Source organism: Vibrio sp. EJY3, from assembly GCF_000241385.1.
Classification (GTDB): domain Bacteria; phylum Pseudomonadota; class Gammaproteobacteria; order Enterobacterales; family Vibrionaceae; genus Vibrio; species Vibrio natriegens.
Genome location: NC_016614.1, coordinates 645025 through 667518, shown reverse-complemented (window position 1 = coordinate 667518; position 22494 = coordinate 645025). Strand labels below are relative to the sequence as shown.

At 45.7% G+C, this 22494-nt stretch carries 24 protein-coding genes; 2 read left to right on the top strand and 22 right to left on the bottom strand.

The window, feature by feature from the left end:
- The first annotated feature begins 398 nt into the window (after nucleotides 1-398).
- Nucleotides 399-1298, top strand: coding sequence for an EamA family transporter RarD (gene rarD, locus VEJY3_RS18905; protein ID WP_014234021.1), 900 nt, complete (start codon nucleotides 399-401; stop codon nucleotides 1296-1298).
- Between the two features lie 114 nt (nucleotides 1299-1412).
- Here rarD and VEJY3_RS25865 read toward each other — a convergent pair whose 3' ends face one another.
- The 22 genes from VEJY3_RS25865 to VEJY3_RS18805 all read right to left on the bottom strand — a co-directional run bounded on the left by VEJY3_RS25865 (nucleotide 1413) and on the right by VEJY3_RS18805 (nucleotide 21284).
- Complete coding sequence (locus VEJY3_RS25865) at nucleotides 1413-1589, bottom strand: hypothetical protein (protein WP_014234020.1); 177 nt, start codon at nucleotides 1587-1589, stop codon at nucleotides 1413-1415.
- Between the two features lie 104 nt (nucleotides 1590-1693).
- On the bottom strand, nucleotides 1694-2827 hold the full coding sequence (gene modC / locus VEJY3_RS18900) for a molybdenum ABC transporter ATP-binding protein (protein WP_014234019.1): 1134 nt from the start codon (nucleotides 2825-2827) through the stop codon (nucleotides 1694-1696).
- 10 nt (nucleotides 2828-2837) lie between these two features.
- Nucleotides 2838-3521: a molybdate ABC transporter permease subunit gene (gene modB, locus VEJY3_RS18895; RefSeq protein WP_237708196.1), complete on the bottom strand. Its 684-nt coding sequence runs from the start codon at nucleotides 3519-3521 to the stop codon at nucleotides 2838-2840.
- Nucleotides 3522-3529: 8 nt separating this feature from the next.
- The gene (gene modA, locus VEJY3_RS18890) at nucleotides 3530-4279 is read right to left on the bottom strand and encodes a molybdate ABC transporter substrate-binding protein (RefSeq protein ID WP_014234017.1); all 750 of its coding nucleotides are present in this window, start codon (nucleotides 4277-4279) and stop codon (nucleotides 3530-3532) included.
- Between the two features lie 4 nt (nucleotides 4280-4283).
- The gene (locus tag VEJY3_RS18885; RefSeq protein ID WP_014234016.1) at nucleotides 4284-5120 is read right to left on the bottom strand and encodes a peptidylprolyl isomerase; all 837 of its coding nucleotides are present in this window, start codon (nucleotides 5118-5120) and stop codon (nucleotides 4284-4286) included.
- Between the two features lie 10 nt (nucleotides 5121-5130).
- Entirely contained in the window at nucleotides 5131-5583 is a 453-nt protein-coding gene (locus VEJY3_RS18880; RefSeq protein WP_014234015.1) for a nitrogen fixation protein NifZ, read from the bottom strand.
- Nucleotides 5584-5587: 4 nt separating this feature from the next.
- On the bottom strand, nucleotides 5588-5881 hold the full coding sequence (locus tag VEJY3_RS18875) for a nitrogenase-stabilizing/protective protein NifW (protein ID WP_014234014.1): 294 nt from the start codon (nucleotides 5879-5881) through the stop codon (nucleotides 5588-5590).
- A 26-nt stretch (nucleotides 5882-5907) separates the two neighbouring features.
- The gene (gene nifV, locus VEJY3_RS18870) at nucleotides 5908-7050 is read right to left on the bottom strand and encodes a homocitrate synthase (RefSeq protein WP_014234013.1); all 1143 of its coding nucleotides are present in this window, start codon (nucleotides 7048-7050) and stop codon (nucleotides 5908-5910) included.
- 10 nt (nucleotides 7051-7060) lie between these two features.
- The gene (nifS, locus tag VEJY3_RS18865; protein ID WP_014234012.1) at nucleotides 7061-8293 is read right to left on the bottom strand and encodes a cysteine desulfurase NifS; all 1233 of its coding nucleotides are present in this window, start codon (nucleotides 8291-8293) and stop codon (nucleotides 7061-7063) included.
- Nucleotides 8283-9173, bottom strand: a complete 891-nt coding sequence (nifU, locus tag VEJY3_RS18860) for a Fe-S cluster assembly protein NifU (RefSeq protein ID WP_014234011.1) — start codon at nucleotides 9171-9173, stop codon at nucleotides 8283-8285. Before nifU ends, nifS begins: the two co-directional genes overlap by 11 nt.
- Before the next feature lie 254 nt (nucleotides 9174-9427).
- A complete protein-coding gene (gene fdxB / locus VEJY3_RS18855; RefSeq protein WP_014234010.1) occupies nucleotides 9428-9718 on the bottom strand; it encodes a ferredoxin III, nif-specific in 291 nt (96 codons plus the stop codon).
- 22 nt (nucleotides 9719-9740) lie between these two features.
- Nucleotides 9741-10220 (bottom strand): NifB/NifX family molybdenum-iron cluster-binding protein, encoded by a 480-nt coding sequence (locus VEJY3_RS18850; RefSeq protein WP_014234009.1) that lies wholly within the window; start codon nucleotides 10218-10220, stop codon nucleotides 9741-9743.
- Nucleotides 10217-11587: a nitrogenase iron-molybdenum cofactor biosynthesis protein NifN gene (gene nifN, locus VEJY3_RS18845; protein ID WP_014234008.1), complete on the bottom strand. Its 1371-nt coding sequence runs from the start codon at nucleotides 11585-11587 to the stop codon at nucleotides 10217-10219. The genes VEJY3_RS18850 and nifN overlap by 4 nt, the downstream gene beginning before the upstream one ends.
- A 1-nt stretch (nucleotide 11588) precedes the next feature.
- The gene (nifE, locus tag VEJY3_RS18840) at nucleotides 11589-13007 is read right to left on the bottom strand and encodes a nitrogenase iron-molybdenum cofactor biosynthesis protein NifE (protein WP_014234007.1); all 1419 of its coding nucleotides are present in this window, start codon (nucleotides 13005-13007) and stop codon (nucleotides 11589-11591) included.
- On the bottom strand, nucleotides 12973-13128 hold the full coding sequence (locus VEJY3_RS25740; protein ID WP_158308263.1) for a hypothetical protein: 156 nt from the start codon (nucleotides 13126-13128) through the stop codon (nucleotides 12973-12975). Before VEJY3_RS25740 ends, nifE begins: the two co-directional genes overlap by 35 nt.
- Nucleotides 13129-13156: 28 nt before the next feature.
- Entirely contained in the window at nucleotides 13157-13456 is a 300-nt protein-coding gene (locus VEJY3_RS18835; protein WP_041170395.1) for a hypothetical protein, read from the bottom strand.
- Nucleotides 13449-14138: a NifB/NifX family molybdenum-iron cluster-binding protein gene (locus VEJY3_RS18830; protein ID WP_014234006.1), complete on the bottom strand. Its 690-nt coding sequence runs from the start codon at nucleotides 14136-14138 to the stop codon at nucleotides 13449-13451. The genes VEJY3_RS18835 and VEJY3_RS18830 overlap by 8 nt, the downstream gene beginning before the upstream one ends.
- Before the next feature lie 13 nt (nucleotides 14139-14151).
- Entirely contained in the window at nucleotides 14152-14370 is a 219-nt protein-coding gene (gene nifT / locus VEJY3_RS18825) for a putative nitrogen fixation protein NifT (RefSeq protein ID WP_014234005.1), read from the bottom strand.
- Nucleotides 14371-14495: 125 nt separating this feature from the next.
- Nucleotides 14496-16067: a nitrogenase molybdenum-iron protein subunit beta gene (nifK, locus tag VEJY3_RS18820; RefSeq protein ID WP_014234004.1), complete on the bottom strand. Its 1572-nt coding sequence runs from the start codon at nucleotides 16065-16067 to the stop codon at nucleotides 14496-14498.
- A gap of 87 nt (nucleotides 16068-16154) precedes the next feature.
- Nucleotides 16155-17621: a nitrogenase molybdenum-iron protein alpha chain gene (nifD, locus tag VEJY3_RS18815; RefSeq protein ID WP_014234003.1), complete on the bottom strand. Its 1467-nt coding sequence runs from the start codon at nucleotides 17619-17621 to the stop codon at nucleotides 16155-16157.
- A 55-nt stretch (nucleotides 17622-17676) separates the two neighbouring features.
- Nucleotides 17677-18558, bottom strand: coding sequence for a nitrogenase iron protein (gene nifH / locus VEJY3_RS18810; protein ID WP_014234002.1), 882 nt, complete (start codon nucleotides 18556-18558; stop codon nucleotides 17677-17679).
- 236 nt (nucleotides 18559-18794) lie between these two features.
- Nucleotides 18795-21284, bottom strand: a complete 2490-nt coding sequence (locus tag VEJY3_RS18805; protein ID WP_014234001.1) for a molybdopterin oxidoreductase family protein — start codon at nucleotides 21282-21284, stop codon at nucleotides 18795-18797.
- Nucleotides 21285-21673: 389 nt separating this feature from the next.
- Here VEJY3_RS18805 and cobA point away from each other — a divergent pair, with 389 nt between their 5' ends.
- A complete protein-coding gene (cobA, locus tag VEJY3_RS18800; RefSeq protein WP_014234000.1) occupies nucleotides 21674-22483 on the top strand; it encodes a uroporphyrinogen-III C-methyltransferase in 810 nt (269 codons plus the stop codon).
- Nucleotides 22484-22494 lie beyond the last annotated feature (11 nt).

Genomic DNA, 22494 nt, shown 5'->3' with positions numbered 1-22494 from the left:
GCAACCTCGAATCTTATCTTTTTATGCACTCAAGCACACATTTGGTGCAAAGATGTTTCATTTCTGTTAGCTTACGCAACAGAACGCAACAATAATTTTGCAACACATTGAGCAATCGATAATCATGCGGTAAAACAACTGACTCATTCCTGAATAAGTCCGCTCGTAACTACGCTAACAAGCTCACGTGTTTTGAAATACCAATCACAGTAAGTAAGTGATCAGAGGTAGCGTAGGAAAAATGCTGGAGAACAAGGCAAAATTTTTCGATAAGTAGTTATCCTACAATCAAAATTTTTAACGCCGTTATCGAGCATTTTAACAAGCTAGAATGACCAGTTATTTACTACGATTGGTATAAGTACCATCATCAATTTGAATCGCACTCGAAAATAATTATGCACACTAGAACCAATACTCCTTTTGGCGTGACTCTCAATATCATCGGGTCGGCCCTCTTCGCAGCTATGTTCGCTTACACGTCTTTACTCGGTGAACTCGATGGAGAAGAAATTTATGGATGGCGTATTTTAATCACTTTCCCTCTTTTAACGGGTTTCATTTTGCTAAACGGCAATTGGCATCAAGTTGTGGGTATCTTTCAGCGATTATTGCAATTTAACTTAATGTTCATCTTAACTCGGTTCTTGACGTCTTTTTTAATTGGAATCCAGTTGTGGCTATTTTTGTGGGCACCCGTGAATGGCTATGGACTTGCGGTATCGCTTGGCTATTTTATTATGCCGATCACGTTAGTTTTGGTGGGACGTTTGGCATTTAACGATCAGTTATCGCGTTTTCAAAAGTTAGCGTGCTTTTTTGCCGTACTGGGGATTCTCAACCAAATGGTCATTTCTCAGACATTAGCCTGGCCTACACTGGTTATCTGCTTAGGTTACCCAATCTATTTTTGGCTAAGACAAAAAACTGAGACTAACAATATTGGTGGTGTTTGGTTCGATATGATGCTGAGCCTGCCTGTCAGTCTCTACTTTATTTTTGAAAGCGGCTACATTCTTCAAGAGATCAATGTAAGTTCTGATCTCCTGTGGTTAATTCTCGGTTTGGGGTTAATCAGTACGTTAGCCCTGGCATTTCAATCTTTGTCTGCGCCGCACCTTAACCTCAGTTTGTTTGGTCTGTTGGTCTATGTTGAACCCGTTCTTTTAGTTGTGGTGGCGATTTTGTTAGGCGAGAGTATCACAGCGGAAGAGTGGCCAACGTATATTGCAATTTGGCTCGCTGTTTTTGTACTGATGGTAGAAGGTTACTTAAGTTTGAAGAAAGCCCGGTATTAAATGGTGGGCGTAATAGATTGTATAAACGCGTCTTACCCACTCAACGTAATTGACATGACCTAACTGGGATTTCACGAGCATCTGTCTGTAAACACATTATTCAGATAGCGCCGGTTATTTTGTTTCCATCGTCGCCGTTAGGATTGGATCCTGTGACTCTTCTGACTTCAAAATAGCCTGCTCTTGTTTCTGCTTTGCATGCAGTGCTTCGATAAGCTGACGGTCTAACTTCGCAAAATAGAGGTCTTCTTCCGCCTTACCTTTTAGCCGAAGTTTTTCTGTAAAGTCCATGGCAGCCACCTCTCCATCATGACTATCTATTGAAAGTATAGATGAACGAATAAAAGTGGTGTCTCACCAAAAAGTGCGCTATTCGGGTATTTAATCTATCGCTCTTAACAAATCGCGACAGCTTTAATGAGCGCCCAGACACGCTGATCTCGCTGTAAGTCGAGTTCATGAAGCGATTTAACCGTTACTCTGGCGAGTAAACGTTGTTGATTAGCGAGTTCCAATACAACTATAGCTTCACCAGATTGAATGGACTTCGATTCAATCTCGATAATCTTTGCCGGTAACCGGTTAAGTATTGTGGTGGAAACTGGTTCATCCAATGCTATCCCCACATCGCTGGCCAGAATCCGACATCGCTGGCGCTCTCCAATGTTCGCCGTTTCTCCGGGGATATGAAACGTGACATTGTCACACACCACCTCCGTCATGCCATACTTTTCGCAACGGCTTTTCACCACTGTGTCAAATACACTCCCCATTTCCTCGCCAAACAGATGACTAAACTGAGCATCAGACATTACCTGTTGAGCACCACCACTGGCGATAATGTTGCCTTGATTAAACAACACAATATGATCGGCTAACCTTGCTAGTTCCTGTACCGAGTGAGTGACATAGATGATAGGCAGATCCCACACCCTCTGAAGACGTTCTAGGTAAGGTAAGAACTCTTCTTTTCTGGCATGGTCCAGTGCCGATAACGGCTCGTCCATCAGCAACAATTGGGGCTGTGTCAGCAAAGCACGCGCAATCGCCACTCGCTGTTTCTCTCCTCCGGAAAGTTGTGATGGATAACGATTCAACAAGTGATTGATGCCTAGTAACGGCAAAATGCTGTCACGTTTAAACAGTGTTGGTTGTGTCTTTACCCGCTTCTCGGCATAAGCGAGGTTTTGATCAACGTTTAAATGCGGAAATAGACTTGGCTCCTGAAAAACGTAACCGATTCGGCGTTCAAAGGTAGGAAGAAAAACTTTTCCATCCCAGCTTTGCCACTGTTCGCTGTTGACTCGTACTTCGCCTTGTTCTACTCGAACAAGCCCCGCAATAGCTCTCAAACAGGTGGTCTTCCCACAACCTGAATGCCCAAAAAGCACGGTCACACCTCGACTGGGCAGATCTAACTCTGCCTTGAGCTGAAAGTCTTCATAGTTGATGTTCAGCTTCGCGCTTATTGAACCTTCATTTTCAGTAATTATCACGCCTTCGCTTTCAATAACTGTCGCGTTGATCATACGAGTACTCCTACTCCATTCTGGCTTTATGCAGACTGTTGAGCCAATGAATCAACAACAACGCCAGAAAAGAAAAACCGACTAATCCGGCCGATAAAATATGGGCATTTAGATAGTCGAGTGCTTCAACATGATTGTAAATTTCGACCGACATAACCCGAGTTTGTCCTGGTATATTTCCTCCAATCATAAGCACCACGCCGAACTCGCCTAGTGTGTGGCAAAACCCCATGACAGCAGAAGATAAAACACCCGGCCATGCCAGAGGTAATGTGACCGTAATAAACGTATCGAGTGGCGATGCACGTAATGTGGCCGCGACTTCCATTGGTCTTTTACCGATGGAGGCGAACGCGTTCTTAAGCGGTTGGAGGACGAACGGTAGCGAGTGTATGGTGCAAGCCACCGCAATACCTGTGAAAGTGAACGGCAGTTGTTGCCAGCCCAACTGATATAAAATTTGTCCCACACTGCCCTGCGGTCCAAGTAGTACGAGCAGGTAAAAACCGAGAACGGTCGGCGGCAGAACCAAAGGTAGCAGCAGAACAGACTCTATCACCGGCTTAAAACGCGATTTACCATGACATAACCACCAAGCTGTAGGTATGCCAATCACCAACAGTGCGCACGTTACGACGAAAGCCAACTTGAGTGTTGTAACAATCACTAAACCATCCAATGGCGTATTCCTCACTCTTTCTTTTAGTCGGTCAAATAGCCATAGCTGCGAATGATCGCTTTAGCGCGGTCGCTTTTCAGGTAAGCAATAAATTGCGTCGCACTGGCTTTACCTTTCCCCAACGTCAGCGTCACTGCATCTTGCTTAATTGACTGGTAAGCACTCGAAGGCACTTGCCAAACGCTCCCAGACTGAAACTTTCCTTGCTGGAAAACCTGAGATTTGGCCAACAGTCCGATTTGTGCATTACCAGTAAAAACAAATTGATAGGTCGCGTTCAACCCTTTACCAATTACCAGTTTGTTCTGCACACCTTGCCACTTTTGATGCTTCTCAAGCATCTGCTGTGCTGCCAACCCATAGGGAGCAAGCTTTGGATCAGCGATCGCAAGGTATTGAAAATTTGCCGAAAATAACTCTGATTTAACGTCAAGATTCTCAACAGGCGACCATGCCACCAAAACGCCTTGTGCGTACGTAAAACGGTTATCAGCCAATTGTTGTTCCACCAACAGTTGAGGTCGTCGTTGATCGGCTGAAAAGAACAAGTCAAATGGTGCACCGTTAACAATCTGCGCATAAAGCTGGCCCGTTGAACCAGTGCTAATTTCTACATCCTCGCTATGCAGTTGCGTGTAATCACTCGCAAGCGCTTTCATTGGACGATAAAAGTTATTTGCAACAGCAAGTGTCAGAGATTGGCTGTAGCTGTTGCTCGAGAACAGCATCGCAGCAGCCAAGCAACAACTGAGGTTAGATCTATTTTTGGCCATAAAACTATCCCTCTTCCGCTAACAACTGCGACACCCACTGCTTCTGTATGTACGCTTTCGCTCTTTGTTGATGTTTTTGTTTGAGATAGGGATAGGCTTGCTCAAATGGTAATTGACCACTGGGTTTTACTGAGTGGACACGAACCAAATGGAAACCAATTTCCGTCTCAATAACTGAGCTAATCTCCATAAGATCAAGCAGTGGTAACTGCTGTGCGATTTGCGGAAAAAGTTTGGCCTCTTCACACCATCCCAGATAGCCATCATTGACTGCACTCGGGCATTCAGAATATTTCAGTGCGACTTGAGAAAAATCTCTCTCCTTTAACTCTTGCTTTGCTGTCTGAATACGAGCAAATGCAGGTTTACGGTGGTTTTCCTCAATATCGTTATTTACGGTGACCAGTATTTGACTTAGCTCCCACAGGCTTGGGCGTACAAACTTTTCCTGGTTGGCTTGATAATGTTCGAAAGCCGCTTGTTCACTAAGCTCGGGAACATCACTACTGACTTTTTCTAACACTTTATTGCAGCGAAGTTCATCCTTTAACGCCAGCCTGAGATCACTTTCTGACAACTGTTGCCCGTTAAGCGCACGATAAAATTCCTCTAAGCTTGGATACCCTTCCATTACGTCATTTATCGCCTGTTCAAGCTCATCGTCATGAACGTAAGTTTGAATGCCTAGATTCGAGCTTAGTACTGCCGACTGAATTCGAAAAAGCTGCTCAACCTGCGTGTTTACATCTTGCTTTTGCTGCTCACTCAGCCACTGAGGATTTAATTGATATCTTTCTGTCGCCACTTTCGCAGTCAGATAGTGACGTTTATATGCTTCCATGCTGTTACTCCTATGCCTCTATTGGACTTAATCGCGTGGCATCTAAGGTAATCGTGTGCTCTCCAAACTTAACTTCGTAGTTAACGGTTCCATCATCTAAATTTCGATAAACTCGGTGCACTTCTATTACGTCACCTTTGGACGCAAGTGGCTCGCCAAACATGACTAAACTGCAAGTCAATTTTGCTTTATCTAAAGACCGAAACAGGCAAGGAACCCAAGGCAATGTGGCGTCAATAACTTCACTGTCTCTCACGCCAACCACTTTGTTTTCTGCTGCGATAAAAATTTGATAAATGAGCTGTGTCTGCAAAAAATAACCGTAACTCCGAACAATACCGACGCTTCCGGCTTCAACGAGCAAGTCTCCTTTGTCACTGTCCTGAAAACTGCCATCATTGCGAATATTTCTCACTACTCGAACTTCGTCACCCGATTCAAAACGGGGTATCTCTGCCTGCATAAGGTTACTCCGCTTGGTCACAATCTGACTGACATGTCGCACAAGCGCTTTGATTTACCGTAGGAAGCCTTCCACGCGTAATTTGTCCATAGGCTATCGATAATGCACTTCGGTAATCATCGTAGTTGTCTGTCACTTTCCTTGCGTCTAAGAGCTGACGACAAAGCCTTAACAGCGGAATGTGCTTGCTCTGTACAATCTGGCGATCGTATTCAATGGCGAAGTATTCTAAAAAATCCTCCACGCCCTCCAGTTGTTCAAGATCTTCAATAAGCCGACGCTGCTCTCTGGTATCCATACCATTCTCTCCCGAAAGTTTTGAGATTAAGCCGTGTGTAAAATCATTGAGGTGAAACTACGCAACTGCTGAGGATCCGGGACACATTTGTAAGTTTCAGCCCAATTGACGAGTTGTGCTTTTATCAATTCACACTGTGCTGTAGTCAGCCTGATCCCCATCGCTGTATAGATTGACTCAATGGCCTGCATACCTGAGTGCTTACCCAGAACCATTTGATGGTCTCGTCCTACCAGACTTGGCTCAACACCCTGATAGTTCTTAATATCCTTGAGTAAGCCATCAACGTGGATGCCCGATTCATGCGTAAAAGCACAGTCCCCAACGATGGCCTTTTGTGGCATCAGCGGACGGCCAGAGGCGACTTGAACATAGCGACACAAACCTTCAAGCTTTAGCAAATCGACGCCAGTTTCTGCGTAATTAAGCACCTTTAGCGCAACCGCTATCTCTTCCAGCGCGGCATTACCTGCGCGCTCGCCCAAACCATTCACTGTCGTGTTAATAGAGTTTGCCCCTGCACGTATTGCCGCTAAAGAGTTCGCGGTCGCCATTCCCAAATCGTTATGTGCATGCATCTCAATCTGAAGACCCGTTTGAGCTCGTAATTCAGATATGGTCTGGTATGTAGAAAACGGATCGAGAATACCGAGTGTGTCAGCGAAGCGAACCCGGCTCGCACCAAAAGATTCCGCCACTTCGAGTACCCGGCATAACACATCATGATCGGCGCGGGATGCGTCCTCCATTCCCACACAGACTTGCATACCGTTATCTATGGCCTGTTGAATGACGGATTCGCAAGCTCTTATCACCTGCTCCAGTGTCTTATTCAGCTTATGTTTGATTTGCTGGTGCGATACAGGTACCGAAAGATCAAGCCAATCCAGTCCAAGATCAACCGCACAATCCACATCTTCCGCTAACATCCGACACCACCCCATCGTCTTGGAATGTGTGAGACTATGGGTGATAGCCTTAATACCCTCACGCTCCCGCTCACCCATCGCCGGGATACCGACTTCAAGCTCACTGACGCCTGCAGACTCGAGCAATAAAGCAATGTTTACCTTTTCGTCGATGGTAAAGCCCACACCGGGGCTCTGTTCACCATCACGTAATGTTGTGTCATTGATAATGACATTTAACGGCTGCGCTTGCTTATCCATCGCGACACTCCTAGCCATAGACTGGAATAAATTCCGTCTCACTACCCTGTTGTGTTTCTGAGTTCCAATACGGCGACATTTCACGCAATCGTGCGACGATCGGCGGCAAATGTTCGAGCACATGATCGATATCTTCATCGGTCGTAAATCGAGACAGAGAAAATCGCAATGTACCGTGGGCCGCAGTAAACGGTATCTGCATCGCTTTCATCACATGAGACGGCTCTAGTGATCCTGAGGTACAAGCGGACCCCGACGATGCGGCAATACCAACCTGATTCATCATCAACAAAAGTGCCTCACCTTCGACATACTCCACAGCGATGTTGGTGGTATTCGGAACTCGACGTTTCGGAAAGCCCGTCACAAAGCAATTGGGAATTCGCGCAAGTAGCCCTTGTTCAAGCCGATCGCGAAGCATTTGAATTCGATGCGTTTCTGTTTCAAGTGCTACACATGCCAGTTCAGCAGCCTTACCCATTGCGATGACAGATGCTGCGTTTTCCGTGCCAGCACGTCTTCCACGCTCTTGGTGTCCACCACGTAATAACGGACGGAACTTAGTGCCGCGTTTTACATATAAAGCCCCAATCCCTTTTGGCGCATGAAACTTGTGCCCCGAAATCGACAACATATCAATCGGGCAAGTTTGTACATTTACCGGGCATTTCCCTACCATTTGGACCGCGTCTACATGAACAGTCACACCAAATGATTTCGCCAGTTGAGCGACTTGTTCAATAGGGAATATCGTGCCGGTTTCATTGTTGGCCCACATGATAGAAAGTATCGCAACATTGCGGCTTAAAGCCGCTTTGAGGGCAGTCATGTCGAGGCGACCTTTTTTATCCACACCTATCCAGTGAACGGTGTAGCCTTTGCGCTCCAACATCTGACAAAGTTGCAGCGTCGCCGGATGCTCAACTTGTGTGGTAATGATCTCTTTCTTATCTGGGTAGGCTTCAACCGCAGATAGAATGGCCGTAGACGTCGCTTCGGTCGCACAAGAAGTAAAGATGACTTCGCTTGCGTGTTCCGCACCAATTAACTTCTGAACTTGTTCGCGTGCTGTCTCCATCGCATGACCGACGGCGGCTCCAAGACGATGAATCGAAGAAGGATTGCCATAAAAAGTATCTAGATACGGTAACATCACTTCGAGCGCTTTAGGGTCAATACGGGTTGTCGCATTGTTATCAAGGTAAACCAGCTTATCACTGCTTAATTTGGCGTTATACGTCATAAGAGCCTTCCTTTTTAATCGTGTTCGATGCGTTTTGTTGAACTGGGAATACCGTATAAGCGTCACCCAAGGCTTGAGTGATTTTTTGTTCCAAGTTCGCCATCGTCAGGCCAGATAAGCCACATCCAACACATGCGCCGCTCATTTCAACAAAAATGATATTGTCTTCAATATCGACCAGGCTAATGTCACCGCCATCGGATTGCACCGAAGGACGAACTTGTTCAATGATGGACTCAACAATGGCGACGATCTCAGTTTCCGGCTCATCTTGTTTTTTGGATACATCAGTAATCAAACCTTGTTCTGCCATTTCTTTAAGGCAATCTTCTAATACCCACTCAATTTTTTCATGGCAAGAGGTGCATGCTCCGCCCGCCTTGGTGTAGTTGATCACTTCTTCAAGCGTGGTGAGTTTATTGGCTGCAACCACGCGTTTTATCATCAAGTCATCAATAGCAAAGCACTTGCATATTAACTCCCCTTCTTCATGATCATCTTCTAACGTTTCACCACGATAGTTAGCGACTGCCGCATGTAATGCTTCCATCCCCATTACAGAACAATGCATTTTTTCTGGCGGTAGACCATCAAGATATTCCGCTATGTCGTTATTTGTAATGCTCAAGGCCTCATCAAGTGATTTACCGATGATCATCTCTGTCAGTGCTGATGACGACGCAATCGCGCTTCCACACCCGAAGGTTTGAAAACCAGCGTCTAAGATCACTTCAGTGTCAGGTTCAACTTTAAGCGTTAAACTCAATGCGTCCCCGCAACTGATTGAACCAACATCCCCACGTGCATTAGCGTCACTAACTAATTTTGCGTTTTTTGGATGAAAGAAGTGTTCCTTCACCTTTTCCGAGTAATCCCACATAGCCACTCCTTGGTTGAATATCTTTCGGTTCTTTCGATATTGTTACCGTTGCAATAACCCAACCAAGATCACAAAAAGACACAACCATATGATTTTTAAGAAATAAAAAATGCTCTTGATGTGACATTGGAATAAGAGCGACAAAATTGTCATACCGTTTGTAGGGTTTATAACAAAACAAATTGTCAGCTAAGAAACATTAAGGGGATAAAAAGGACTGACTAAAAAAGGATGAGAACTCATCCTTTTGTTATTTATGCAGAGGGTGCGGTGAACGTCTGACAGTTTTTAGGACAAACTTTGGCGCAGGACATACATCCGATACAGTCCATTTGGTCTTTCAGAGTCATCACCATCATGATTTCGTCTTCATCATAATAGTCATCATCATCATCCGTGGCCTCCTTCTCAATTAAGTCGAAGACATTTCGGGAGCACACTTTAAAACAGCGGCCACACCCTATACATTTTTGTTCATCAATCGCCTCGATAAATTGAGGTGCCCACGGTTCACCACCTCGGGTATAACTGAGTTGCGTCGTCATATTAACCATCCTTGTTTTACAATTACCATTCTTCATCCATTAGCTGAGTGAGCCTCTTTTCGGTGCCTGAGGTGTCGGGCTGCTTATTTTTCTTTAGCGCTCTGGAAAGCCATCCTGTGTGAGCGCTGTCTAACTCAGACAGGACTTCATTCAATAAAAAGTGAATGTCGCATTTCTCATTTACTTTGACTGGCTGGATATCACACTCCAACAATTGTCGTATCGCCGAAGCACCGCACGCGTTACAGAATATTGCTGCGCACCCCGATAAATCTTCGATACGACTGGGTAACTTATCGTGTGCAGGGCCGCTAGTTCGGTACTCAATGGCTTCCATCAGGTGCCACTCGGTGTGGTAGATACCGTAAATCAATACACCTTTCGCAGAACCAAAGTGTTGGTCAACCGTTTGTCTATCTGACGTAGTAAAAGCAATTTTAACGCGCAGTTTTTCCTGAGTTGGCTCCGGTGGAAGATATAGCCTTCTTTTTGTCGACTTCATAACCCCTCCGTTGTTGGTAACACGTCATTTGCACCAAAACGATAGTAGCTTACGTGGGGTGTTACCTCGTCTTTGTGGTTGCGAAGCAACAAGTTGGCAAGTGCGAACAGTCGTTGACGAGCACCTTCATAGCCTGTTTGTTTGAGCTCCATATTTCCGACCTGGTCAAAACATGGATAACCGACCCGCATAACAGGGACAACCGGCTCACATACGTTGGCACAATGGCTATTACCAATCACTAAGGTTAACTCCGGGTTGGACAGATCGATGCACGATAAGTCACCAACCATTACTTCTTGTGCTTCCATGTCTTGCAAACCCGGAACATCTAACGTCGTGACGACCTGACTAACGGTACCACCTGCCATGGTGATTAGGTCAACGTAACCACTCGCCAAGTCGGGTTCAAGTGCAATGGTGTATTGCTCGCCACTGAGCAGAAAATGGACATCGAGTAATGCATCCTGCAGTCGTTGGCGCTCACGTGTTATCCAGCCGGGCACAGTGCGACCACTTATCTCCGATAACGTCATGATAAATTGGTCGATTACGTCCAGGTTCATTGCCATCCCAAATTGGTGATAGCGAATACCGAACCTCACTTTAAGCCACCTTGCTACCTCATCGAGAGATTCGCCGAATACCAACGTGATCGCGCTGTCAGCCATCAACTCAACTTCAAGGACCGAAGTACCTCCAGTACTGGTCGCGCTAAAATCCTCCCGACCTAAATGACCGTCTAACGAAAGCGATAAGTCGGGCACAATGACAGAGTCCAATTCGAATGCTTCCACGTAGCGTTTAATCGTTTCAATATCCGCAGAAGTCATTCCTATAGAACAAAGGATATTCACTTGTTTGCGCTGTTTGTCTCGACCTGTCGGCCCTTTAACCAATTGCTTCACCACACTACGAACCGTATGCGCGTATCCAGTTTGCATGGAACCGACAAAATCCGGCGTCAGAACAGGAACAATTCTCGTATCCGAATATTGCGGGTGCTTGAGAGTGAATTCGGTAATGCTGTGATACAGGTCAGCCCCCTGCATTTCAGTTAAACCCGTGCTCATAAGTACGATCAATTCTGGCGCGTGTTTTTCACATAATACTTGTAGTGCTTCACTTACATTACCCTCTCCGCCCATAACTGCAGAAACCTGGTCAATTGCCGTGTTCTGCAATGGAATAGGCTCCCTCAAGTGTTGGATAAGGTAAACTTTAGTGAACGCACTACAACCTTGAGAGCCGTGCATCAAAGGTATGGAGCCAGCAAAACCAAGGGTCGCCAACGTAGCTCCCGTTGCCGGGCTCGTTTTTAACGGCTGAGTAACCAGTGGTGAATTTTGTTTGATTGGAGTAACCATATCAGGCTCCTTTTTCAATGATGGCAGAAGTGAATGTTGCGTCTTCGACGATCCAGGGAGCCTGACTTTGAACGGTTTGCCAGATGGGCGCTTCTATTGTTCTACATAGCTCTTTTGCTAACGTAAGCATGCCCTCGTAACCAGCATAGGCATGTTCCCGCTCTTGGTTAATATCTAAAAACGGCAGCTTCGCTTTTAATGCGGTGTACATATTTCGGCCACCAGCAATCATGACATCAGCGTGATGTTGATGATAAGTATCGAGCAACAACCTGGCACCACCTTCATCCAGCATGAGCGCGTCTTTGCCCATTATCTCCAGAATTTTATTTTTATCTGATTGTGTGGATTTACGGGTACCGGTAGCGACACAATCAATACCAAGCTCTTGCAAGGCGCTCACTACTGACCAGGACTTAACGCCTCCGGTATAAAGCAGCGCTCGCTTACCACGCAACTTTTCTGCGTAGTGTACCAAAGCCGAGCGAATGCGACTTTCTTCTTCTGCAATCAACGCTTCTACTTCTTCGCTCAGTTTGGGGTCACCAAGTAAACGGGCAAATTCTCGTAGTGAATTCGATGTATCTTCGATACCGTAAAAGCTTCCTTCAAACCAAGGTATACCCCATTTTTCTTCTAGTTTTCGTGCAACATTCACTTGTGCTCGGGCACAAACGACCATGGCAGCGTCTGCACGATGCATAGTTTGTATTTGATGAAACTGAGTATCACCCGCCATACAGCACAACACTCTTAACCCTAAACGCTCAAATAATGGCGATACATGCCAAAACTCTCCGGCAATGTTGTATTCACCAATAAGAACGATATCGTGTACTAGCCGAGTTGAGTCGTGAAGCATTTTTGGTTTCGCTGGAGGCTCGGCGCTGCCCACGACGCGTTCAACCATCACATTACCGGCGATTCGGTTACCCAAGTTTTTATTACCATAAAAGCCAGCCGCATCGACAGGAATCACAGGGATGTTCCAACGCTCTGTGGCAAGAGAACAGATGGCTTCAATGTCATTGCCTTCGAGAGCAGGTACGCAGGTCATATAAACAAAAACCGCAGGTGGTTGATGTTGTTTAATCAGCTGTTTTATCGCGTGTAGCAGACGTTTCTCCGCTCGCCCCATGATAACGTCCTGCTCATTGAGGTCCGTGGTGAATCCATATCGAAACAGATTACTGCCCAGAGCGCGAGTCCCGCGGTTATTCCAGCTGTTTCCCGCACAGCCAATCGGACCATGCACAATGTGCCCCACATCCGCTATGGGTAATAAACTTATCTGAGCGCCATCAAAACAACAGCCACCAGCCGTTGCTCCGGGTTTTGGTCGGCTACAACCACTTTTTTCTCCGCTGTTGTGCTCACAGGCGGGTTCATCTTGCAGTAACTTGATCTCCGATCGCTTCATGCGTCTCTCCTTGAGTTGCAACAGTTAAAGTTGAGATACGAATCACTTTGTTAGCTGCAAGCGCCATTCCATCCATAACCCATTGATTAATAAAGACACCAACAAAGATAAAAGCTGACATTGTCGTAAAACCGACAAAAAACGCGCCGCTATTCGTGGAGAGCGACAACCAAACCGGAGCTCGCTTCCGGGTAATGTGTCAGCGTCAAACATCCCGACGCTTGTTGTGCGTACAAATAAAGATCGTAATGGCCGTAACTCTGATAGGGTTCACGACATCCCATCTCATCTTCGCTACACAACGTAATTCTCACGTTAGGGTATCGTTCAGTGAGTCGCGTTTGCTCATTTACGCCTTGCGCAATCAGCTTATCTATTTCCATACCCAGTTGTTCCAGCAGATTAGCCGTGAGCGGGAATGACTCGTGGAAAGCGTTTACGTTATTCATAAGCAGGTTCCCCGCGATGCTGAGGAACATAAGTACCAAGCAGTTTCTGAATCCAGGGAGGTGGCGTATTTGCCAGCATAACCTGCAACTCTTCCATCACGGTTTTTGCCTCAACAGCTTGCGGGCGTTTAATTGGGTGGACGTTAGCTCTGGTCACGCGTGCCGCTGCAGGGCCGCCAATCGACAAAGTAAACAGTATCTGGCATCCTTTAATCAGCTCTACTAAATGCAGAGCACGCTCCTCGCCTTGCCACTCTCGGTTCACTTCACTGACTTGAATAAGCTGAAATTCTGTCTCGTTTACTTCGTAAATAAGAATACGAAGGCACGAACCGTAATGCCCGTTTACCATTTCGCCTTGATTAGAGGTTAATGCGACAGTCAGTTTGGGACCGTCCAAAGACACAGAAGGCGTCACCCGAGGTGGTTCAACGTCACCAAGTTCTGTACTCGTCAGTATCGTATAAGCGTGACTGATGTCTTTACGCGTTTGTTCTCCATCCAGAGAGAGAATTAAAAGACGGAACGCTTTGGGAGAAATTCGCATCAGTTCTGTTTCAGTTAATGGCGCACTCACATGCTGCACCAGTAACCCTAATAAACCACTAACGTCAATGTTAGGAAGTGATTTCGCCGCTAGCGCGATACGCAGTGCAACCGAAGGGGTAATTTCTTCGTTCATAACCTGTCCTCCTCTAAGCAGCCTGAAGTCGCTTAGCTCTTACGGTGATCGGTAACTTTGGCTTGTTCATGGGTTCGATGTAATACACCGCGCCACTTGATAGATGAACCTCTCCACCCCATTTATTTTCTTCGTCAAATTCAAAGTGAGTGATGTTTTCTTCAAGGTCTTTCTTAGCGAGGTAAAGGCTAAGTTCTCCAACCTCATTGTATTGAATCATTACGTTGGCCATGCTCTTCTCCTTTATTCAATGAGAAAGGGCTGAACTAAAGCGTGCTAACCTGTTGTGGTTTAATGCTGTCCACATGGAGCCCCCTAGTACCAGCCCTCTGTATCCAATCCTTTATGGCTTATGATTTAGCGAACCAAATCAAAACCAAGGTCGGTTTTACCAAGCGTCATGGTGTCACGGTCAAGTTTGGCTAGTACTTCATTAACCAGTGTCGTCAGGATGTACATCGCACCTTCATACCCAAGCGTTGTGCTGCGATGGAGGTGATGACGGTCGAAGATTGGGAATCCAATGCGAACCAAAGGAACTTGGAACTCTTCACCCTTCGCTTTGGTATCGCGCTCAATGAACTTACCGTAAGAGTTGCCAATTAGCAGATCCGGTTTATCGGTAAACATCAGTGAACGCAGATGCCAAAGGTCTTTGCCCACTAGAATTTCTGCTCCCTGACCGTAAGGGCTGTCTGCCAACATAGACTCCAGTGCTTTGCGCCAGCGTTTATTACCGTTGTGACACAGTACATGTTTGATTTCACAGCCAAGTTCCATCAAGAACTTACACATACCAGACAAGTAATCCGGATCACCATAAAGCGACACTTTGACACCATGTAACCAGGTATGAGAGTCGGTCATCATGTCTACCAAACGGCCTCGCTCTGTACTCAATGACTCAGGGATCGGTTGTCCAGTGAGCTCAGAAACTTTCATTAAGAAATTGTCTGTCCACTCTAAGCCCATCGGAATATCCAGCGCTGGCACATCTTGTTTCCAGGTCGTTTCGACAAATTTTTTCGTTTTGGGTAGCTGTGTGGGAGTGAGAAGCAGCGTGGCTTTTGCGTTAGGCGCGCGCTTAACTTCATCGACTTTGGTACCACCCGCGTACATGCGATATTCACCATCTGCCGGGGTGTCTAAAACCTCTGAAGGATCAGAAAGCATCTGATAATCGACACCCATCTCACCCAACATACGGTGAATAACGCGGTAATTACCTAAATAGGTTTCAAAGCCAGGGACAATATTGAGAGCGTTGGTTGAACCTGGTGTATAGGTTTCGCCGCTGTTCACAGTAAAGTAACGTAATACCCCCTCTAACATTCCATCCCAACCATTGGTGTGGCTGCCGACGAAACTTGGTGTATGAGCAAATGGTGTCGGCACAGAAGCAGGTAGGTAACCGCCCTCTTTCGCATTACCAATAAAGGCATTTAAGTCATCACCAATAACCTCAGCCATACATGTGGTCGATACCGCAATCATCTCTGGTTTATACAGGGCATAAGCATTTTGCAGACCATAAAACATGTTGTTTTGGCCACCAAATACGGCTGCATCTTCCGTCATCGAGTCAGACACACAGGCAACAGGTTCTTTAAAATGACGGTTAAAATACGTTCTAAAATACGCCACGCAACCTTGTGAACCGTGGACATAAGGCAACGTTTTTTCAAAGCCGAGTGCACACAATACAGAACCAAGGGGCTGACACGCTTTCGCTGGGTCGATGGTAATGTGTTTACGATTAAAGTTGAGCTCTTGGTATTCCTTCGTCGTGGTCCATTCAAACACTTCTTTCACTTTGTTTGCTTCAACAGCTTCCTCAAAGTGACTGCGTTTATTCGCGAGCAACTCTTGGTATTCTGGCTCTTGAAACAGTGAATAACCCGCTTTGATCTCTTCAATATTCTGAGTCATAGTTTCTCTCCTACCGTGCCACTAATCTGTGAACGCCGGTTCGGTTAATACAATTGGAAATCCCTTCCCACATTAGCGTTAAGTGCTTTAAGCTGTTTTCGCTAACTCAACAGCATCTTGGCTTTTCCAAGGAGCGGTTAGGTTGCTCCAACAAGGGTTATTGATTGTCATATCCATATCGCGAGCAAAGATCGCGAAACCATCCACGCCGTGGTAAGGACCTGAGTAGTCCCAGCTGTGCATCTGACGGAATGGGAAGCCCATTTTCTGGAATATGTACTTCTCTTTGATACCCGAGCCGATGAGATCAGGTTTCAGACGTTTCACATACTCTTCAAGCTCATAAGAACTCGCGTCATCGAACAATAAGGTGGCGTCTTTCATTTCCGGTGTGGTTTTGACGTAGTCATCGTTGTGCGCAAACTCATAACCTGCACCGACGATTTCCATACCCAAATCTTCATAGGCTCCGATAATATGACGAGGTCGCAGACCACCGACGTAAAGCATCACTTGTTTGCCTTCAAGACGAGGGCGATACTTCTCAATTACTGCGTTCCATTGTTCTCGGTAACGGGCGATAACTTCTTCGGTTTGTTGCTGGATTTTTTCATCAAACAACGCTGCAATCTTGCGCATGGATTCTTCAATCTTGGTCGGGCCAAATAAGTTGTACTCAATCCAAGGAATGCCGTGTTTTTCTTCCATGTAACGAACGATATAGTTCATAGAACGGTAACAGTGCACTAAGTTGAGCTTTACTTTTGGCGTATTTTCTAGCTCTGGTAACGTACCGTCGCCAGACCACTGAGCAACAACTCGAAGCCCCATGTCTTCCAGGATGATGCGAGATGACCAGGCGTCCCCACCGATGTTGTAGTCACCAATAATCGCGACGTCGTAGTCGGTCGATTCAAACTCTTTATCAGCCGAACCGTCGAGAACATAATCACGCAACGTATCATTCGCGATATGGTGACCAAGTGACTGGGAAACACCTCGGAAACCTTCACAGCGAACCGGAACGATTGTCTTGCCTATCTCTTGCGATTTCGTTTTGGCTACCGCTTCGATATCGTCACCAATAAGACCAACCGGGCATTCAGATTGAATACTGATGCCTTTAACCAGCGGGAAAAGTGTCTCGATTTCATCAATCGCGGAAGCCAATTTTTTATCGCCGCCAAAGACAATATCGCGCTCCTGGAAGTCTGTGGTGAAGTTTAACGTGCCAAAACTATCGACACCTGTCGTACCCGAGTAATAGTTTCGGCGACCTGCTCGTGAATATTGACCACAACCAACAGGACCATGCGAGATATGAATCATATCTTTGATCGGTCCCCAAACCACACCCTTGGAGCCAGCATACGCACAACCACGTACTGTCATAACACCAGGTAAGGTCTTACGGTTAGAAGTAATGCATTTACTGCTGTCTGCTGAGCTGTCGTTAACCGCGACATGCTTTTTACGGTCAGCTCTGGCGACTTCCGGATACACCTCCAGCACTTCATCGATAAGCGCTTGAGTTTGCTCTTTATTCATCGTCATAATTTGTCCTTATCCATTAGGATTCAATGTAACGCTCGAGAGTTTTAACGCTTGATTAAGCAGCCTCTTCCTCATCAGCCGTCTTACCGATGATCGATTCATCTTCGACTTCCATGATGCCGAATTCCATAAGCAGATCTTCAAGCTCATCCATGGTGCATGGCTCAGGGATAACGAATTTTTGGTTCTCGATAACTTTCTTAGCAAGAGTGCGGTATTCGTCCGCTTGGTTACATTTAGGATCGTATTCGATAACGGTCATACGACGAATCTCTGCACGTTGTACGATGTTGTCACGAGGAACGAAGTGAATCATTTGAGTACCGATCTTAGCTGCCAGAGCCATGATTAACTCATCTTCACGGTCAGTGTTACGAGAGTTACAGATTAAGCCCGCAAGACGAACATTACCTGACGTCGCATATTTACAGATACCTTTAGAAATGTTGTTCGCGGCGTACATCGCCATCATTTCGCCTGAAACAACGATGTAGATTTCTTCCGCTTTGTTTTCACGAATTGGCATCGCAAAACCACCACATACAACGTCACCCAGTACGTCGTAGAATACGAAGTCCAAGTCTTCCTCGTAAGCTCCTTCTTCTTCCAAAAAGTTGATGGCCGTGATAACACCGCGACCCGCACAGCCAACACCTGGCTCTGGACCGCCTGACTCAACACAACGAACATCGCCGTAACCGATTTTAAGTACATCTTCTAGTTCGATGTCTTCAACCGTTCCCGCTTCAGCCGCCATCTCCATGATGGTATTCTGTGCTTTGGAGTGTAGAATCAATCGGGTTGAGTCGGCTTTAGGGTCACAGCCAATGATCATGACTTTCTTCCCTGCTTCAGCAAGCGCCGCTACTAAGTTTTGAGTTGTAGTGGATTTACCGATACCACCTTTACCGTAAATTGCACATTGACGAATTGCCATGGTCTATCTCCTTTTTAATTTAGACTCATGACCGTTGTTGCGAAATGCATACCAATCATCAAAAATACATTCTTTCAATAGCTTACGTATAAATTCCTGTATGTAAGAAAAAACAAACAACTGACATTGTTTGTTTTAGTACAAGATTTGTTTGTCGTGATTGAATGACTGAACAGGTTGGAAAAAGAAAAGGGTAACAGAAGACGACTGTTACCCTTGGTGTTCCTATGGGTGCGCTAATTCCCCAATAAAGGATGCAGAGAAGAACCCTCGTCAGCGCTGCTGTTGAACAACGCACTCAACGCCTGTACTTCCTGAGCGCTTGGCTCATCTTTGGTCAGTTTATATAACGAGGTAACTTTGTTTTCGACGACTGCCGCCATTCCTTTTATGGATGAATCATCGCGGCAAATTAGCTTAGCAGCAGATGACGAACTCGGTAATAGTCGTTCAATTTTCATCTGTAGCTCATTAATCTCCATCGGTGAACGAATACGATATAAATAGCCGCCATCTACTTTTTGTCTGGCGACGTATCCAACATCACCTATTAAAATAGCGTCTTTGACCAATACGGTAGCACTGGTCTGATAGTCATAAGGCTTTATATCTACAGGGGTGTATTTAAACTCAGGTTGACCAGACAAAGTATCCGTTCGCGAATCAACCAGAGCGCAAGGCTTACTTAACGGGCCTGTAATTTCATTCCAGTGAATAGGAACAAACAGCTCGCCTGGCTTCATAGTGTCACTGGTAACAACCTTAACAACACACTCACCGTTGTTATTGAACACAACCACCATTTCGTGATTAGAAAGGTCATACTGCATCGCTGTTTGAGGATGGATCAAAACGTAAGGTTCACTTGCATGCTCAGCTAAACGACTCGATAACCCTGTACGAGTCATGGTGTGCCATTGATCCCGACTCCGACCCGTATTCAAAACTAACGGGTACACTTTCGTTGTTGATGCTTGCGGCGCTGTATGTTTTACCGCGATAAAGTTAGCACGATGATTCTCGGTAAAAAATCGTTGATCGGCAAACATTCTCTGATTCACCACCTGATGTTGTTGATGTTCTACCGGCCACTGCTGGGGAGTGAGCGAGTTGTATTCGGAATCAGTAATCTCAACAAGGCCAGCTAAATTGAGGTCTCGTTGTCTAGCCTTTTTACTTCCGTAGTCTGCGTTACCTAAGGCCGTAAGTTGAGCATACTCGCGGAAGATTTCTCCTTCATGTAAGTAATCAAACGCTTCTTTAAAGCCAATTCGTTGTGCGACTTGAGAGATAATCCACCAGTCCGGTTTGGCCACTCCTGGACTGGCTAACAGTCGGCGTTGTCGCGAGATTCGACGTTCGGAGTTGGTCACAGTGCCCGATTTTTCACTCCAACCTTGCGCAGGTAGCAGGATATCAGCGTAAGGCGTCGTCGCCGTGTTCTCAACACAATCCGAAACCACCACCAAAGGACAGTTTTCCAAAGCTTGTTTAATTTTGTCGCTATCAGGAAGGCTCACAACCGGGTTTGTCGCCATGATCCACACCGCTTTAATTTCACCACGATGAATAGCATCAAACATATCAATGGCTTTTAGGCCTGGTTTTTTCGCTAATGTGTCGGTTTGCCAAAAATCTTCAACACGGTCAATATCATCAGGATGAAATTCCATGTGCGCGGTCAGCGTATTCGCCAGAGCACCAACCTCGCGACCTCCCATCGCATTGGGTTGTCCGGTAACAGAAAAAGGGCCAGCGCCTTCTTTCCCAATCTTTCCCGTCGCTAAGTGGCAATTTATGATGCTGTTTACTTTGTCGGATCCCTGAGAGGACTGGTTCACCCCTTGCGAGTAAATCGTGATGACTTTTTCTGTTTGGGAAAAGCATTCATAGAATTCCTGAAGCGAAGCCAAATCAATGCCCGTCACCTCGCTTACCTCGGAGCCGTTTAGTGCAGACTGGTATGCCTCACTAAAACCGTTTGTCGCTGCGCTAATAAAAGCGTGATCAACTAGATTATGCTCACCAAGGTGCACCAATAAACCATTAAAAAGCGCGACGTCTGAGCCAGGATTAATCGCTAGATGTAGGTCTGCAATCTCGCAGGATTCATTACGGCGTGGGTCGATGACTATCACTTTTAGATTGGAGTTGGTCTGTTTAGCTGCTCTCAACCGTTGAAATAGTACCGGATGACACCAGGCCAGGTTAGAACCAACCAAGATAACCAAGTCAGTTTTCTCAAGATCCTCATAGCAAACGGGAACGGTATCCATTCCGAAAGCACGCTTGTGTCCGACAACCGTAGACGCCATGCACAAGCGAGAATTGCTGTCGATATTCGCGGTACCAAGAAAACCTTTTATGAGTTTATTCGCGACGTAATAGTCTTCTGTTAACAGTTGTCCAGAAACATAGAACGCCACAGAATCCGGACCAAATTGTTCTATCGTATCCGAGAAACCTTTTGCTACACGGGAAAGAGCCTCGTCCCACTCTGTATCACACCAATCACCCGCTTCTGTTTTCAGTTTGGGAGCCAGTAAGCGGCCGTCATGAATGACGGTGTCGCCCAAAGCAATACCTTTAGTACATAATTTTCCGTAATTCGAGGGGTGCTCCTTATCGCCACGGACTTCTAGCAGTCCATTAGACATAGGTCTGGCTTCAATACCGCACCCGACGCCACAATAAGCACACGTTGATTTAATCCATCCTTCGCTCATACCCACTAGTCTCCAAATTTCCTTTTAGGAACCTAGGAGCAAAATCCATTCCAAATACCATTAATTTATAACTTCCAATTTTTTATTGTTTTATTTCATAACCTTAATTTATTATCTAACCCTAAAGTGGTAGATGGTAATTCCCCTTAAAACTACCACCTTTTGTGTATATTTACCTATTTTGATGCAACCTTGACCATTTACCACCTTCGTCTACCACTTTTGGTAATCACCTCTCTTTACTTTACGCCGACACCTAACACAAACTAAAAACGAATAACCTATTGTATTTTAGTTACTTTTATTTAATTTCAACAAAAATAAATCATACTGGCATTCATATTGCTTTGTGGCTAACAACTAGCAAAATCACATTCGAGGCAATGATGATGAATACAGAACATTCAGTTATTGGAAATGTATCCTTAGTAGGCGCTGGGCCAGGTGATCCAGACTTACTTACCGTTAAGGCGATTAAGGCGATTGAGCATGCGGATGTCATCGTGTACGACAACCTAGTCAGTGAGGATATACGTGCTCTGTTCCCTTCCCATTGCAAGCTTGTTTATGTCGGAAAAGCAAAAGGCTGCCATAGCTATAAACAGGAAGAAATCAACCAGTTAATCGCTAATTTTGCGCTCGATGCAAATAACGTATGCCGTGTAAAAGGCGGAGACTCGTTCGTGTTTGGGCGTGGCGGAGAAGAAATGCTATTTCTGACCAAACTGGGAATTAATGTCAACGTAGTTCCGGGCATTACCGCCGCATCAGGGTGTTCAACTTACTCCAACATCCCCCTAACCCACCGAGGCTTAGCGCAGGGTTGTACATTCATCACCGCTCACGCTGATAAGAAGCTTGAAATTAACTGGTCGGCGTTAGCCCAACTCAACCAAACGTTGGTCATTTATATGGGCCTGACCAAAGCGCCACTCATACAGCAGCAACTAACCAGCTCAGGTATGAACGCCGACAAACCAGTCGCGATTATTGAAAACGGCTGTACGCCACAACAAAGAACGATCATAGGCGAGTTATCCGAGCTATCCGAATTGATAACGCGTCATTCAATAAAGTCTCCGGCCTTAATTGTAATAGGTGACGTTGTCACCGTATCAAGCCAAATGCATTGGTTACAACAACTTAATAACAAGAATATGGAAGTTCTTTCCGAATCAAGTTTACGTAGAAGCGCCTAATTACACGGCCA